This window comes from Mesorhizobium sp. PAMC28654, from assembly GCF_020616515.1.
In the GTDB taxonomy this organism is placed as follows: Bacteria; Pseudomonadota; Alphaproteobacteria; order Rhizobiales; family Rhizobiaceae; genus Mesorhizobium.
In genome coordinates this window covers 6561789-6576139 of the sequence record NZ_CP085135.1, presented here as the reverse complement: position 1 = coordinate 6576139, position 14351 = coordinate 6561789, and the positions used below count along the sequence as shown (strand labels likewise).

General features: G+C 63.4%; 11 protein-coding genes. 3 read left to right on the top strand and 8 right to left on the bottom strand.

Annotated elements, in window-relative coordinates; genetic code table 11:
- Window positions 1-13 precede the first annotated feature (13 nt).
- A complete protein-coding gene (locus tag LGH82_RS32535) occupies window positions 14-490 on the bottom strand; it encodes a CreA family protein (protein WP_227349743.1) in 477 nt (158 codons plus the stop codon).
- 217 nt (window positions 491-707) lie between these two features.
- Here LGH82_RS32535 and LGH82_RS32530 point away from each other — a divergent pair, with 217 nt between their 5' ends.
- Together LGH82_RS32530 and LGH82_RS32525 are read left to right on the top strand one after the other, a co-directional pair.
- The gene (locus LGH82_RS32530) at window positions 708-1292 is read left to right on the top strand and encodes an SCO family protein (RefSeq protein WP_227346617.1); all 585 of its coding nucleotides are present in this window, start codon (window positions 708-710) and stop codon (window positions 1290-1292) included.
- A gap of 81 nt (window positions 1293-1373) precedes the next feature.
- Window positions 1374-2246 (top strand): 50S ribosomal protein L11 methyltransferase, encoded by an 873-nt coding sequence (locus LGH82_RS32525; RefSeq protein WP_227346616.1) that lies wholly within the window; start codon window positions 1374-1376, stop codon window positions 2244-2246.
- A 125-nt stretch (window positions 2247-2371) separates the two neighbouring features.
- On the opposite strand, the gene LGH82_RS32520 is transcribed toward LGH82_RS32525, so the two are convergent.
- Window positions 2372-4057: an autotransporter domain-containing protein gene (locus tag LGH82_RS32520; protein ID WP_227346615.1), complete on the bottom strand. Its 1686-nt coding sequence runs from the start codon at window positions 4055-4057 to the stop codon at window positions 2372-2374.
- Entirely contained in the window at window positions 4021-5655 is a 1635-nt protein-coding gene (locus LGH82_RS32515) for an autotransporter-associated beta strand repeat-containing protein (RefSeq protein ID WP_227346614.1), read from the bottom strand. Before LGH82_RS32515 ends, LGH82_RS32520 begins: the two co-directional genes overlap by 37 nt.
- Window positions 5656-6186: 531 nt before the next feature.
- On the opposite strand from LGH82_RS32515, the gene LGH82_RS32510 reads away from it, so the two are divergent.
- Complete coding sequence (locus LGH82_RS32510; RefSeq protein WP_227346613.1) at window positions 6187-8031, top strand: aminopeptidase P family protein; 1845 nt, start codon at window positions 6187-6189, stop codon at window positions 8029-8031.
- A gap of 230 nt (window positions 8032-8261) precedes the next feature.
- On the opposite strand, the gene LGH82_RS32505 is transcribed toward LGH82_RS32510, so the two are convergent.
- The 5 genes from LGH82_RS32505 to recN all read right to left on the bottom strand — a co-directional run bounded on the left by LGH82_RS32505 (window position 8262) and on the right by recN (window position 14205).
- Window positions 8262-8558, bottom strand: coding sequence for an AzlD family protein (locus LGH82_RS32505; RefSeq protein ID WP_227346612.1), 297 nt, complete (start codon window positions 8556-8558; stop codon window positions 8262-8264).
- Window positions 8555-9283 carry an AzlC family ABC transporter permease gene (locus LGH82_RS32500; RefSeq protein ID WP_227346611.1) on the bottom strand — a complete coding sequence of 243 codons (729 nt, stop codon included), beginning with the start codon at window positions 9281-9283 and terminating at the stop codon, window positions 8555-8557. The genes LGH82_RS32505 and LGH82_RS32500 overlap by 4 nt, the downstream gene beginning before the upstream one ends.
- Before the next feature lie 107 nt (window positions 9284-9390).
- Window positions 9391-10077: a DUF2461 domain-containing protein gene (locus LGH82_RS32495; protein WP_227346610.1), complete on the bottom strand. Its 687-nt coding sequence runs from the start codon at window positions 10075-10077 to the stop codon at window positions 9391-9393.
- Window positions 10077-12281: an NAD-dependent DNA ligase LigA gene (ligA, locus tag LGH82_RS32490; RefSeq protein WP_227346609.1), complete on the bottom strand. Its 2205-nt coding sequence runs from the start codon at window positions 12279-12281 to the stop codon at window positions 10077-10079. Before ligA ends, LGH82_RS32495 begins: the two co-directional genes overlap by 1 nt.
- A 250-nt stretch (window positions 12282-12531) precedes the next feature.
- Complete coding sequence (recN, locus tag LGH82_RS32485; RefSeq protein ID WP_227346608.1) at window positions 12532-14205, bottom strand: DNA repair protein RecN; 1674 nt, start codon at window positions 14203-14205, stop codon at window positions 12532-12534.
- Window positions 14206-14351 lie beyond the last annotated feature (146 nt).

Sequence of the window (14351 nt, the reverse complement as noted above, 5' to 3'; positions counted from 1 at the left end):
CGACCAATTGCGCCTACTTCGGCTTCCCGCCCGTCCACACCACGTTCTGGCCATAGAGCGGCACGGTGGTGACGGACATTTTCGCCGAGCCGTTCTGCACCTGGCGCGAGTGCGACAGATAGATCAGCGTCTCGTTCTTCTTGTCGTAGATGCGGTTCACCACCTGCTTCTTCCAGATCAGGCTGATGCCTTGCTTGAACACCTCTTCGCCGCCCTCGCTCATGTCGATGGCGCCGATGGTGATCGGCCCGGTCTGGCGGCAGGAGATCGAGGAATCGCTGGGATCCTCGAACCAGTTGCCCTTGTGCAGGCGATCGATGATGCCGCGATCGAAATAGGAGACGTGGCAGGTCACGCCATCCACCTTCGGATCCTTGATCGCCTCGACAATGATGTCGTTGCCGAGCCAGTCGACGCCGACCTTGCCCACTTCCTGGGCCAAGGCAGCGCCGCTGCCGAAGACAAAACATGCGGCCAGCGCGCCACCCATCAGTTTTCGCCCAATCAGTCCGTGCAAGGGAGCCTCCTGCGGTTCGAGTTGCTGATGTCAGGTGGGACGGTCGGCCAGAATTTGCAAGCGGATCGCGCCCACCATCGACGGTTGCGGCAACGAGGCATCTTTGCGTGCCCCCTGTCAAACCGCTAAGACTACAGGCACGCGGCGCAGATACGGCGCGCAATGAAATTCACGAAACGGACCTGCACTGATGATGCGTTCAATCCTGGTCGGTATTCTCGTCCTGATGGCGGCGGGCATAGGCTGGCTCACCTTCGACTGGTATCGCGGGCAGTATGGCGGCGAGGCGTTCGGAGCGCCGTTCACCCTGACCGACCAGAAGGGCGCGCCGATCACCGAAGCCGCGTTCAAAGGCCAGCCCAGCGTGGTCTTCTTCGGCTTCACCCACTGCCCCGAGGTCTGCCCGACCACGCTCTTCGAACTCTCCGGTTGGCTGAAGACGCTGGGTGACGACGGCAAGAACCTGCATGCCTATTTCGTCTCGGTCGATCCGGAGCGCGACACGCCCGACATCATGAAGGCCTATGTCGGCAATTTCTCCGATCGCATCGTCGGCATCACCGGCGATCCCGACAAGGTCCACGCCATGGCCAAGTCCTTCGGCATCTACTGGAAGAAGGTCGATACCGGCGACGGCGATTATACGATGGATCATACCGCATCGGTGCTGCTGCTCAACGCCAAGGGTGACTTTGCCGGCACCATCGCCTATGGCGAGAGCGCCGACACCGCCATTGCCAAGTTGAAGCGCCTGGCGGCGAACGGCAAGACATGATCCCGAACTGAATATCCGTGAGGCAAGAGAGTTGCCAAGCGGTTTTCGGCCGAGATCACGCCCAAACAAGAAACATGATCCATGACCCAGACGCGCCTTCATTTCATTACCGGCAAGATCGAGTCCATCAGCATGTTTGCCGCCCTCGAGGCCGCGTTCGAGGATGAGGGCCTGCCGATCGCGGTGCGTGAGGTCGATGAGGACAAGGACATCCACGAAGTGTCTGTCTATACCGATGGCGACGAAGACGCCGTCGAGGCGCGGATGAAAGATGTCCTCGCCAGCCTTGCCCTGTCAAAGCAGATCGAGCGCGAAACCCTGCCCGACGTCGATTGGGTGGCGATCTCGCTGGAGGGATTGAAGCCGGTGCGCGCCGGCCGTTTCTTCGTCCACGGCGCGCATGACCGCCGAAAGCGTCACAGCGGCGAACTCGCCATCGAGATCGAGGCAGGCCTTGCCTTCGGCACCGGCCATCACGGCACCACCGCGGGCTGCCTGGAAATGCTGGAGCAGGTCGTGCGCCGCGAGCACCCGCGCAATGCGCTAGACTTGGGCACCGGCAGCGCGGTGCTGGCCATCGCGGTGGCCAAGCTTGCCCATATTCGGGTGCTGGCGACCGACATCGATCCCATCGCCGTCAAGGTCGCCGCAGACAATGCGCGGCTCAACCACGTCAAGGCGCTGGTGGAAACGGTGACAGCGCCGGGCTTTCACCACCCGATCTTTGGCAAGCGCGCGCCCTTCGACCTCATCGTCGCCAACATATTGGCGCGGCCACTGATGCGACTGGCGCCGCGAATGGCTGCTCATATCGCCTGGGGCGGCTCGATCGTCCTGTCAGGCATTCTCGACCGCCAGCGCGACGCCGTTGTCGCCGCCTATGTCGGCCAGCAGTTTCGGCACGTGCGCACCCTGCACCGCGAGGGCTGGGTGACGATCCACCTCAAGCGCTGAGACCGGTAAACGCGGCTTCTCACGCGCGGACTGTTCCCTTCCGACACTCATCCTATTGTTGGACATGATCTTCTCCGAGCCCTCCCTCGAACTCAGGCCCGAGGGAGACAGGCGACGACGGCGCCTTAGAATTTCACCCCAAGGTTGGCCTTGAAGCCGTTGTCGAATGCATTCGGACCGAACTGCCCGGCATAGGACACGCCAAGGGTCGTATTCCGCGCCAGTTGCACGTCGAAGCCGGCTTCGACCAGCATGGCATCCCTGGCGATCGGCACACCGGCGATGGTGAAGTCGCCGCCGCCGGCAAAGACGACGGTCGACAGCGGCGTCACGTCGCCGAAGGCATGGCGCCAGCCGAACATGCCGCGCGCGGTGGCCGCCACGCCGCCGACCGTGACGTCGGTGGAGGCCCTGATACCCAGCGTGGTGAAAGTCGCGTCGGTCGTCGAGCTGCCGCTGGCAAGAGCCGCGGAACCGCCCGTCTCGGTGAAGCCATCGGTATGCAGATTGACATAAGCGAGATTGGCGAAGGGCTCGAAGGCGAACGGCCCGGCACCGGTCTTGTAGGCCAGTTCGCCGAAAGCCTGCGCTGTCGCGGCATCATAATTAGCCGACAAATTATCGGAGAAGCCGTCGAAAGCCACGGAGCGCGACGTCGAGATCCGGTGCCAAGTATAGGCGGCACCCGTGCGGAAGGCGATCGCGCCCCACTCGGTCCCGCCGTAGAGGCCGAGATGATAATTGTCGCTGTCGCCGGAGGAATTGCGGTCGTCGGCGTTGAAGCTGGTTCGGCTGTAGCCGCCGAGCAGGCCGATCCGCCAGTCGCCGGCCATGCCGTCGGCGCCCATCAGCAGGCCACCGGTCGAGCGGTGGAGGGCCGCGGCATTGCCGTCGCTATCCGTGCCGCCCCAGGCGCCAAAACCCTGTGTCCAGACCGCGAACCGGTCGGTGTCGGCGGCAACCGGCTGCAAGCCATCCTCGCCATAGGCCATGACCGGCAGCGAGGCGACGTTGTCGCCACCGAAGGCGCCGCGCAGGCGTGCAGTCACGGCATCCTGCAGGAAGTGGCTGTCCTGGACGAGCGTGCCCTTCACCGATGCGTGTATTTCGCCCGAGAGCTGGTCGAAGGCGGCCTGTGCGGCGGCGTCACTTGGCAAGGCAAAAAACGCTGTCACCAGCGCGCTGCTGGCGGCGCTGTCCAGCCCCTCGCCGGTAGCGATCTGGTTTGAAGTCTCACCGGCCGAGCCGAAGCTCTTGCTCTTCGTCACATCGACGTAGACGTTGTTGTCATCCTTATCGAGGGTGAGACTGAGAAAATTCGAAATCCGGGGATCGGAATTAAGCGTGAATTGCCCGGTGACGCCGCCGGCGGCTGAGAGCACTGTGTATTGTGCGCCCAGCACATAGGCACCAGCGTCGAGTTTCGTGATTGTCAGCCCGGCCTCATTGATGATCGTGGCGGTCCCGGTCCCCGTCACATCGATCAGGTCGGAGGTGCCGGTGGAATTCAGCTCCACCGCATAGGTCGACCCCGAAGCGAAGCTGGCATTGCCGGCGACCGTGAGCGTGCCGATCGTGTTCTTGCCGGGTTCGACCGTGCCTTCGGCCACCAGTCCGCCGATTGTGCCGTTGCCACCCAGCGTGGCACCGCTATCCACGGTGGCAACGGAGTTGCCCAGGTTGCCGCTCACCAGCATCTTGCCGGCCTGAACCTCGGTCGGACCGGAGAAACTGCTGTTGCCGGAGAGTTCGAATGTGCCGGTCCCGACCTTGGTCAGCCCACCGGTCCCGGTGATGTCACCGGAAAACACCGTTGAACTTTGTCGTTTCCGGTCGTCAGCGTTGCCGTGCCGGCATCGACCGAGCCCGCGCCGGCAAGCGAACCGATGGCCTGGTCGAAATTGCCGAGCGACAGCGTCGCGCCATTTTCGATCGTATAGGCGCTGTTCTTGCTGAAAATGTTTTCGTCGCCCGCCTTGAGCGTGCCTTCGGCGACGTCGGTGGCAGTAGAGTACGTATTGCTGTCGGCATAGCCGGTTATCGTCAGCGTGCCCGTGCCAAGCTTCTTGAACGTTCCGTGCTGAACCTCGGCATCGATCATGTTTGCGCCGGTGCTCAGGTTGAAACCCTGTGTATCGATGGCACCACCGGAGGCGCCGAACGCAATCTGGCTGTTGGAGATAACCAGATTGTCCGCGCCGGCTTGTAATGTACCGCCATCCAGCGTGACTTGCCCGGATCCGGTCGCTCCGAGCGAATTGCTGTTCATGATGCGGAGTATGCCATCGCTGATGGTCGCGCCGCCGCTGAAACTATTGAAACTAGTGTTGGAGATGGAGTCCAGGACCAGCGTACCCGCACCGGTCTTGATGATCCCGGCGAACTCGAAGTCCGAGATTTCTCCAGCATAAGTACCTGTTCCTGAACTGACATTCAGGATCACGCTGCCGTACATCGTCAGGGCGTTGGTGATCGTAATGCCGTCCTGAATGTCAATCGTCGTGCCGCCGTTCGCCGAAACTGAACCGCTGCCAAGCGCGGCGTTGTTGTCGAGGCTGAGCGCGCCGGCTTTGAGAAAGGTGCCACCGGTGTAATCACTTGCGCCCGTCAGCGTCAGCGTGCCGCTTCCCACCTTCGTGATCGACAGCGTGCCAGTCTGTTCCTGGATTTGCGCGTCGAGGGTAGTGCTGGTGTTCAAGCCGCCGATCTCGATCGTTCCAGCCGAACCGTTAGGATTTCCGTTGTAGGCGAGGATGCCAGTTCCTTCGACAGAGCCAAGCGCCAGTGTGCCGGAGCCTGACAAAGCGATACCACCACCGTTCAGGACGAATGAGGCGTCCGCCCCCGAGGCCGAACCACCTGCGGAATTGAACTGGATCGTACCATCGGCATTCGCTGTATAGACGACGTTGCTACCGGCATTGCTATTGCTGAAGATGATTTCGGAAGCATACCCGCCCGTTCCCGTAACCGAGAAGTTCTGGGTCACGCCCGACGTGTTGTTCACGCCGCCGGAGATGTTCAGGTAGGCTTGGTTTGAAACATTGACCGTGTAGGCACTGGCCGGATCGTTGAACGTCACGGAGCCGGCAAAATAGTAACCTGCGGGTTGAGGAGTAGCCAGATTGACGGTGGTATTCCCACTCGCGCCGAACACCACCGGCGCGATGGTCGAGTTTGGGGGCGCACCGCCCGCCCAGTTGCTCCCGTCAGTGTAATCGGAACTCGTCTGCCCCGTCCATTCCTGCGCGCCGGCGGACGTCACTACGGCAATCCCGGCCAAGGCCGTCCCGATCAGCAAGCCGCGCCGCCGCGCATGTCGGCTTATGGCCGGCCGCTTCAAGAGCGTTCGTTGCGCCCGCAGCGGAAAGCGGTTCTCGCTGTCGTTCGGCCCCGTTGAATTGTTCATGCCCTGCCCCATGGTCTCACATTTCCCGACCAGCCCGCCAGGCGGGCTGGTCTTCACGATCCATATGGTTGAAGAGAAGGTTGCCGCTGACCCGCCCTGGGCAGGTGTCCGCGATCAGCCGTTCAGGTCTCTATCGTGCGGATACGTTCCAGGCGCGCACGGAGGTAACTGCTCCGCGTTGCCGTACCGACCGAACCCGACACTTATTGACGCTCTCCACCCGACGCTGATCGGAAGGCACCCCGCCCATCCGGTCTAAACTGCTGAATACGGGTGGATACATAGATCAGTTGACGTGCCGGCGCATTGACCAAAACTGGGTGCATTTTACAATTTTTAGTTGCGGTGCAACTTGGCAACACCCTCCGTTTGCCCGGCCATGGCAGCGGCGGCCGTGAGCCTGGACCAAAGCCAGCCGGTTGTCAGGCCTTGGCCGCCGTCGCTAGGGGTTGCGCACGCGTACTCTGAAATCGATTCCGGTTTTCGGGGCCATGCGCTACGGTCACGGCACACATCGCAGGAGAGGCCACCATGTTCCAGACCTTTGATTCCGCCGGCGACCCCGCAGTCGGCAAGCCGCGCGTGGCGCTGCTGCGCCAATGGCTGGCGGCCAATGGGTTGGACGGTTTCATCGTGCCCCGGGCCGACGAGCATCAGGGCGAATATGTCGCCGACCGTTCGGCGCGGCTGAAATGGCTGACCGGCTTCAGCGGCTCGGCCGGCGTCGCCATCGTGCTGCGCGACCGCGCCTTCATCTTTGTCGACGGGCGCTACACGCTGCAGGTGCGCCACGAGGTCGATCTCGACATCTTTTCGGTCGAAAGCCTCGTCGACAATCCGCCCGCCGCATGGCTGAAGGACAATCTCGGCAAGGGCGCACGGCTCGGCTTCGATCCCTGGCTGCATACGATCAGCGAGGTCAAGGCGCTGCAGGCCTCGGCCGAGAAGACCGGCACTATCCTGGTGCCGCTCGACAGGAACCCGATCGATGCGATCTGGAAGGACCAGCCCGAGGCGCCGGTGGCGCCGGTCGAGCTTCACCCGATCGCGTTTGCCGGGGAACTGGCCAAGGACAAGCTGGCGCGGTTGGCGGCGGCTATCGGCAAGGACGGCGCCACCCATGCGGTGCTGACCGACCCTTCCTCCATCGCCTGGGCCTTCAACATCCGTGGTGGTGACGTGCCGCACACCCCGCTGGCGCTCGGCTTTGCCGTGCTTGCCGCCGATGGATCGCACCAGCTGTTCATGGATAAGCGTAAGTTCTCGCGCCAGGTCGCGGCCTATCTCACCCAACTTGCCGACCTGCATGAACCCGGCGAATTCGAAGCTGCGATCGTGGCCCTCGCCAAGGGCGGCGCGAAAATCGCGCTCGACCCGGTGCTGGCGGCCGACAAATTGCGCATGCTGGACGAGGACAATGGCGGCACCGTCATCGCGGCCGCCGACCCCGCCCGCATCCCGCGCGCCACCAAGAACCAGGCCGAGATCAATGGCAGCCGCGCCGCACACCGCCGCGACGGCGCGGCGATCGCCAAGCTGCTCTGCTGGCTGGATCGGCAAAAGCCCGGCTCGCTCGACGAGATCGACGTCGTCACGAAGCTCGAGCAGACCCGCAGGCAGACCGGCGAGGAAACGCAGATGCCGCTGCGCGACGTGTCCTTCGACACCATTTCGGGTGCCGGCCCCAACGGCGCCATCATGCATTACCGCGTCTCGCGCGCCACCAACCGCAAGCTTCGCGACGGCGAGCTGTTCCTGCTCGATTCCGGTGGCCAGTACCAGGACGGCACCACCGACATCACACGCACCGTGCCGATCGGCCAACCGACCGAGGAGATGCGCGAACGCTTCACACTGGTGCTGAAGGGCATGATCGGCATTTCCACGCTGCGTTTCCCGCAGGGCACGCGCGGTTCCGAAATCGACGCGGTGGCGCGTCTGGCCCTCTGGAAGCACGGCTGTGATTTCGCCCATGGCACCGGCCATGGCGTCGGCTCGTATCTGGCCGTCCATGAGGGCCCTCAGCGCATCGCCCGGACCGGCACCGAAAAGCTGCTGGAAGGCATGATGCTGTCCAACGAGCCCGGCTACTACAAGGAAGGCTCCTACGGCATCCGCATCGAGAACCTCATCCTGGTGACCCCAGCCGCCCAGATAGAGGGCGGCGACATCGCCATGCATGACTTCGAGACGCTGACCCTGGCGCCGATCGACATCAGCATGGTGCGAACGGATCTGCTGAACCGCGATGAACTGCACTGGCTCGACACGTATCACCAGCGCGTGCTGGCGGAGATAGGCCCGATGGTCGATGGCGAGACGCTGGCCTGGCTTGAGAAGGCGACAGCGCCACTGCCGCATGATGCGAAGATTTAGACGGGAGCCTCCAAGGGGCAGCGCTGCCCCTCATTGCCCTGCCGGGCATTTCTCCCCGTATAGTGACGGGGAAAAAGACGCTGTCATCCCTGCTTTCGCCAATCGCCAACGCTTCAAGAAGGGCGCCGAGGTCGCGGCCAGATCCCTTCTCCCCGTCACTATACGGGGAGAAGATGCCGGCAGGCAGATGAGGAGCAGCGCCAACGTTTGAAACGATGGCGCCGCGAACTTTATCCGACGAACTGCCGCGCCACGATCAACACAGCCGCACCCGCCAGGAACATCGACATCAGCCCGCCGCGCAGCGAGACAACAGCGGTGACGATCAGCGCCGCCCATTCCGCCGGTCCAGCACTGAGCGCCGCCGGAGCCACCAGCGTCGTCAGCACTGCCGCCGGCACGGCGTTGAGGCCAGCCTCTACGCGCGGATGGATGTTGTCGAAGCGCGAGATGACCAGATGCCCGCCGATGCGCGTGAGATAGGTGGCGATGGCGCCGGCGATGATGATCCAGAAGGTCGTGCTCATCGCTTTGCCTCCACGCCGCTGTGATGAGGAGGCAGGATGACCGCCAGGAGCACACCGGCGATGGCGCCGATCGAGACATGCCAGGGCGAACCCACCGTCTTGTAGGCGATGATGGAGGCGGCGGCACTGGCGATGACCACCGGCAGCCATAGCGGCCGCTTGCGGAAGCCCAGCACAAGGCCAAGGAAATAGATCGGCAACAGGAAATCGATGCCCAGCGCATGGGTGTCGGGAATAAGCTTGCCAAACACCGCACCGAGCGCACTCTCGACCACCCAGAACACATAGACCGGCAAGCCGAGCCCCAGATACCAGGCGAAGCCGACCGTCTTGCCCGAGACCGCCCTTGCCTCGGCCACCGCGAACTGCGGATCGGTGAGGATGAAATAGCCGAGTGCCTGCTGGATGACCGGCCAGTGCGCGATGCGCCGGCCAATGCCGGCAGAATAAAGCACGTGGCGGAAATTGACCGCAAAGATCGACAGCACGATCAGCCACGGCTGGACATGCTGACCGAACAATTCAATGCCTACCATCTGGCTGGCGCCGCCGAAGATCAACGCGCTCATCAGGAATGCTTCGAGCACGGAAAATCCGTTGTCCACGGCAATCGCGCCGAACAGGAGCGCGAACGGCGCCGAGGCCACGACGACGGGCATCGAAAGCCGCACGCCGTCCCAGAAATCGCTTCTTGTGCGGCTTTCCGACATTACTTCCGCCGACATCGACCACTCCCTGGGAAAGCGTGTGATGTAGGGAGCGCTACCTGCCTTGTCACACGAATTCGCTTGAGCCAAACGATCAGCGGAAATGATCGACGCCCAACGCCAGGTCAGCCACGCGTCGCTTCGATCGCCCTGCCCCAGTCAAGCAGCGGCCTGGCGCCCAGCGTGAAATCAACGAGCTCGTCGACCAGTTCCGGACCGTGGATACCGTTCGGGTCTATCACATGGCGGACGACGAAATGCCGGTTGCGGATAGCCGCCACGAGGTCGACGTCCCCTACATGTTCGAAGCCGCGCGGCGTGCGCTTCATGCCGCCTTCCGTGTCGAGTTCAAGGCCCTTTTTCTTCAACGCCGCCACCATGGCACGGAACCTGTCCGGCTGTGCCGCGATCGATCGTCGAATAGCCATCAGCAGCGCCGCCTCCGGCTGCCACCAGGCAACGCCGGCAAAGCAACCCTCCAGCCCGATATGGACGTAGAACACGCCCTGCTCCGCCTTGCTGCCGTCGGGCGACAGGATCGCCGACAGATGCCGATTGTACGGACGCTTGTCTTTGGCGAACCGCACGTCGCGATTGATCCGGAACAGCGACTTCTTGCGATCGCCACGCAGACCCAGCCCCGCCGCTGAAAACCGTTCGGTCAGCGTGTCGACCAGATCGCCCATGGGATCGCGCAATTCCTGTTCGAAGAGGTCGCGGTTTTCGAGGAACCACTCCCGGCTCTGGTGGAAATCGAGCGCTTTCAGGAACGGGATGGCCTTTGGGCCAAACCCTTTGAATGCGCTTTCCATCACGCCTTGCCGATCCGCGCGAGCCAGGCATCCTCGTCGATCACCTCGATGCCGAGTTCGCTGGCAAGCTTCAGTTTCGAGCCAGCACCTGGTCCGGCGACCACCAGATCGGTCTTCGCGGAAACCGATCCCGCGACCTTCGCGCCGAGGCGCTCCGCCATCGCCTTGGCTTCGGAGCGCGTCATCTTCTCCAGCGAGCCGGTGAAGACGACCGTCTTGCCGGCAACCTCGCTGTCGGCCGAGACGTTGACGATATACGGCTTCGGACGGACCTGCAGGAGCAGCGCGTCCAGCACGTCATCGTTGCGCTCATTGCCGAAGAAATCTCGAAGCGCATCGATCACCGTGTCGCCGATACCGTTGACCGACGGGAATACGGTGTGCGGATCTTCAGCGGCCGCCGTCTCCCTGCCGACGCGGATCAATTCCTCGATGGTCGAGAACGTGCGGGCTAGCACTGCGGCCGTCGTTTCGCCGATATGGCGGATGCCCAGCGCGAAGATGAAGCGGTCGAGTTCGGGTTCGCGGCGCGAATCGATGGCGGCGAACAGCTTGTCGAGGCCTTCATAATTGCGATCCTCGACACTGCGCACATTCTTGCGCGTCTTGCCGGACGCCGCCTCGCGCTGCCGGGCCTGCTCCTCGCGCCGTTCGGCCAGCGCCCGGGTGACGGCGGGGCGGCGATCCCTGAGCGTGAAGATATCGGCGGCTGTCTTGATCAGCCCCGCATTGAAGAAGGTGTCGATGTTTTCCGCACCGAGGCCCTCGATATCCAAGGCACCGCGTGACACGAAATGGCGCAATCGTTCCACGGCCTGCGCGGCACAGATCAGCTCGCCGGTGCAGCGGCGGCGGGAATCTTCCTTGCCGGTCTTCTCATTGATCTCGCGCGTCGCCGGCGAGCCGCAGATCGGACAGGTGTGCGGGAATTCGTAAGGCACGGCATCGGCCGGACGCTTGTCGATGACGACGCTGACGATCTGCGGAATGACATCCCCGGCCCGCTGGATCACCACCGTATCGCCGATGCGTACATCGATACCGTCGCGGATCGGCTGGCCCGTACTGTCCAGGCCCTTGATGTAGTCCTCATTGTGAAGCGTCACGTTTTCGACCACGACGCCACCAACAGTTACCGGTGCCAGCCGCGCGACCGGCGCCAGCGTGCCGGTACGGCCGACCTGGATGTCGATCTTCTGCACGGTGGTCATGGCCTGTTCGGCGGGGAATTTGTGAGCGACGGCCCAGCGCGGTTCGCCGGTCACGAACCCCCATCTGCGCTGCAGTTCCAGCTGGTCGACCTTGTAGACGACGCCGTCAATGTCGTAGCCCAGCGAAGAGCGCTGCTCCTCTATCCGGTGATAGTGCGCGATCAGTTCGTCGGCCGACTTCGCCCGCACCATCAGCGGACTGATCTTGAACCCCCACTCCGCGAATTTTTGGACCGATTCGTACTGGGTTGGAGCGGGGTCCTCCGTTGTGTAGCCCCAGGCATAGGCGAAGAATTTTAGGTTGCGGCTGGCGGTGACCGACGAATCCTTCTGGCGCAGTGACCCTGCCGCCGTATTGCGCGGATTGACGTAGTCCTGGCCGCCGGCGGCGGCCGAGCGCTGCTTCAGCGCCTCGAATTCCGCATAGGTCATGTAGACCTCGCCGCGTATCTCGATGGTCTCCGGCCAGCCCGAGCCCTTCAGTCTTGCGGGGATGTCGGCGATGGTCCTCAGATTGGCGGTGATGTCCTCGCCCACAGTGCCGTCGCCTCGCGTCGCGCCCTGCACGAACACGCCGTTCTCGTACCGCAGCGAAGCCGACAGCCCGTCGATCTTCGGTTCGGCCGTGAAAGCGATGTCGAGGTCTTTGTCGCGGTCGAAGAAGCGCCGGCCGCGTTCGATGAAGTCGGCGACATCCTCGTCGGTATAGGCCTTGGCGAGGCTAAGCATCGGCACCACATGGCGCACCTTGGCAAAGCCTTCCGCCGGCGGCGCGCCCACCCTGCGCGATGGCGAATCCTCGCGCACGAAGGCGGGGAACCGCTCCTCGATGGCAAGGTTGCGGCGCCGCAGCGCGTCATATTCGGCGTCGGTGATCGTCGGCGCGTCCTCGGCATGGTAGCGCCGGTCATGACCGGCGATCTCCTCGGCCAGCCGCTGGAGCTCGGCCTCGGCCTCGCTTTCGGTAAGGGCGTCGACTGGTTTCTCGGACATGATTTCAAACCCGGCTGCTGGAGCAATTCCAGGAAAAGTGTGAAGCGGTTTTCCGCCCGGAATCGCGTCAAAACAAAGAGATAGAGCGGGTCTGCGTTTCCTTGAAACGATGATCCGCCCTATCGAAGCGCGACAATAGATCAGGATTGGGATCGAAGGGAGCCGAATTCTGATAAAACCGCGCTGAAACAGCGGGATGGAGCCATATGCTGACTCTGCCCCGAAGGCTGATCGCGACCGTCGTTAAAGCCTATGAAACAGCGGTATTTTCGCGCAGCAGCCGCTCGGCGGCGGCACGCGCCTCGTCGGTGATCGTGGCGCCGGCTAGCATGCGCGCGATCTCTTCCTGCCGCGCCGGCCGATCCATCTCGGCGATGCCGGTGGCAACCCGGTCCGAGCCGCCCGATTTCGAAATCAGGAAATGCGTCGCCGCGCGCGCCGCCACCTGCGGCGCATGCGTGACCGACAGCACCTGCACGCGCTTCGACAGCCGCGCCAACCGCTGGCCGATGGCATCCGCCACCGCGCCGCCAACGCCGGTGTCGATCTCGTCGAAGACCAGCGTCGGCGCCGAACCGCGATCGGCCAGCGCCACCTTCAATGCCAGCAGGAAGCGCGAGAGTTCGCCGCCGGAGGCAACCTTCATCATAGGGCCGGGCCTAGTGCCCGGATTGGTGCGGACCCAGAATTCGATCTGGTCGATGCCTTCTTCCATCCGACTTTCGCTGTCACTCGACATTTCGACGATGAATTCGGCCCGTTCGAGTTTCAGCGCCGGCAGTTCTGCCATCACGGCCTTGGTCAGCCCGACGGCTGCCGCATGACGAAGCGACGAAAGCTGCGCTGCGGAAACATCGTAGGCCTCGCGCGCGGCTGCAGCCTGCTTTTCCAACCCGTGCAAACGCCCCTCACCGGCATCGAGATCGGCAAGGTCGGCTGCCATCGTGTCGCGCAACTGCGCCAGATCATCGACGGCGACGCTGTGCTTGCGCGAGGCGGCGCGCAGCGAGAACAGTCGCTCTTCCGCCTTCTCCAGCCGCTGCGGGTCATATTCGGCGGCGCGAAGTGCCGCCTCGACGCCCGATTGCGCCGCGTCCAGCGACAGCATCGCCTCGTCCAGCGACTTGACGACATCGTCGAGCAGGCCGGGTGCTTCGGTCACCTTGCGCTGCAGCCGCCGCAAAAGGCTCGCCAGTTGCGGCAAGGGCGAGGACGGGCCGGAAAGCACGTCCTGCGCGTCATGGATTTCAGAGGCGATCTTTTCCGCCCGCATCATGGATGTGCGCACTTCCGCAAGCTGCGTCTCCTCGCCCGGCTGCGGATCGAGCTTGGTCAGTTCGGCAACCGCCGCGCGCAGATAGTCCGCTTCGCGCGCCGCTGCTTCGACCTTGGCGCGATGCCGCGAGAACTCCTGCTCGCAGGCGCGCCAGTGCCGCCACGCCTCCCCGGTTGCCCGCACAGCGCCGAGATGGCCGCCGAAGGCGTCGAGCACTTCGCGATGCGCGCCTGGATCGACAAGGGCGCGCTCGTCATGCTGGCCATGGATCTCGACCAGCGCGCGGCCGACATCGCGCATCAGTGTGACGCTGGACGGCTGGTCGTTGACGAAGACGCGGGTGCGGCCATCCGCCGTCTGCACGCGGCGCAGGATGATGTCGCCATCATCGTCTATGGCATTGTCGGCAAGCAGCGTTCGGGCCGGATGGTTGCGCGGCACGTCGAACACGGCGATGACCTGGCCTTGCGTGGCACCGTGGCGCACGAGCGAAGCGTCGCCGCGCGAACCAAGCGCCAGCGACAAGGCATCGAGCAGGATGGATTTGCCGGCACCGGTCTCGCCGGTCAGCACGGAAAGACCGGGCTGGAAGTCGATATCCAGCTTCTCGATCAGGACGATATCGCGGATCGACAGTCTGGAAAGCATCAGAACCCGGACCTATTGCATGTCGCCCAAAAGTGGACCCGGCTTTGGGGTAACGACATGCACAAAAACAAAAGACTTAGAGCGCGTCGCATCGATCCGTTCAAGCACGACGCGCTTCAAGGCGGCACGCGACCCATGGGAGTCGC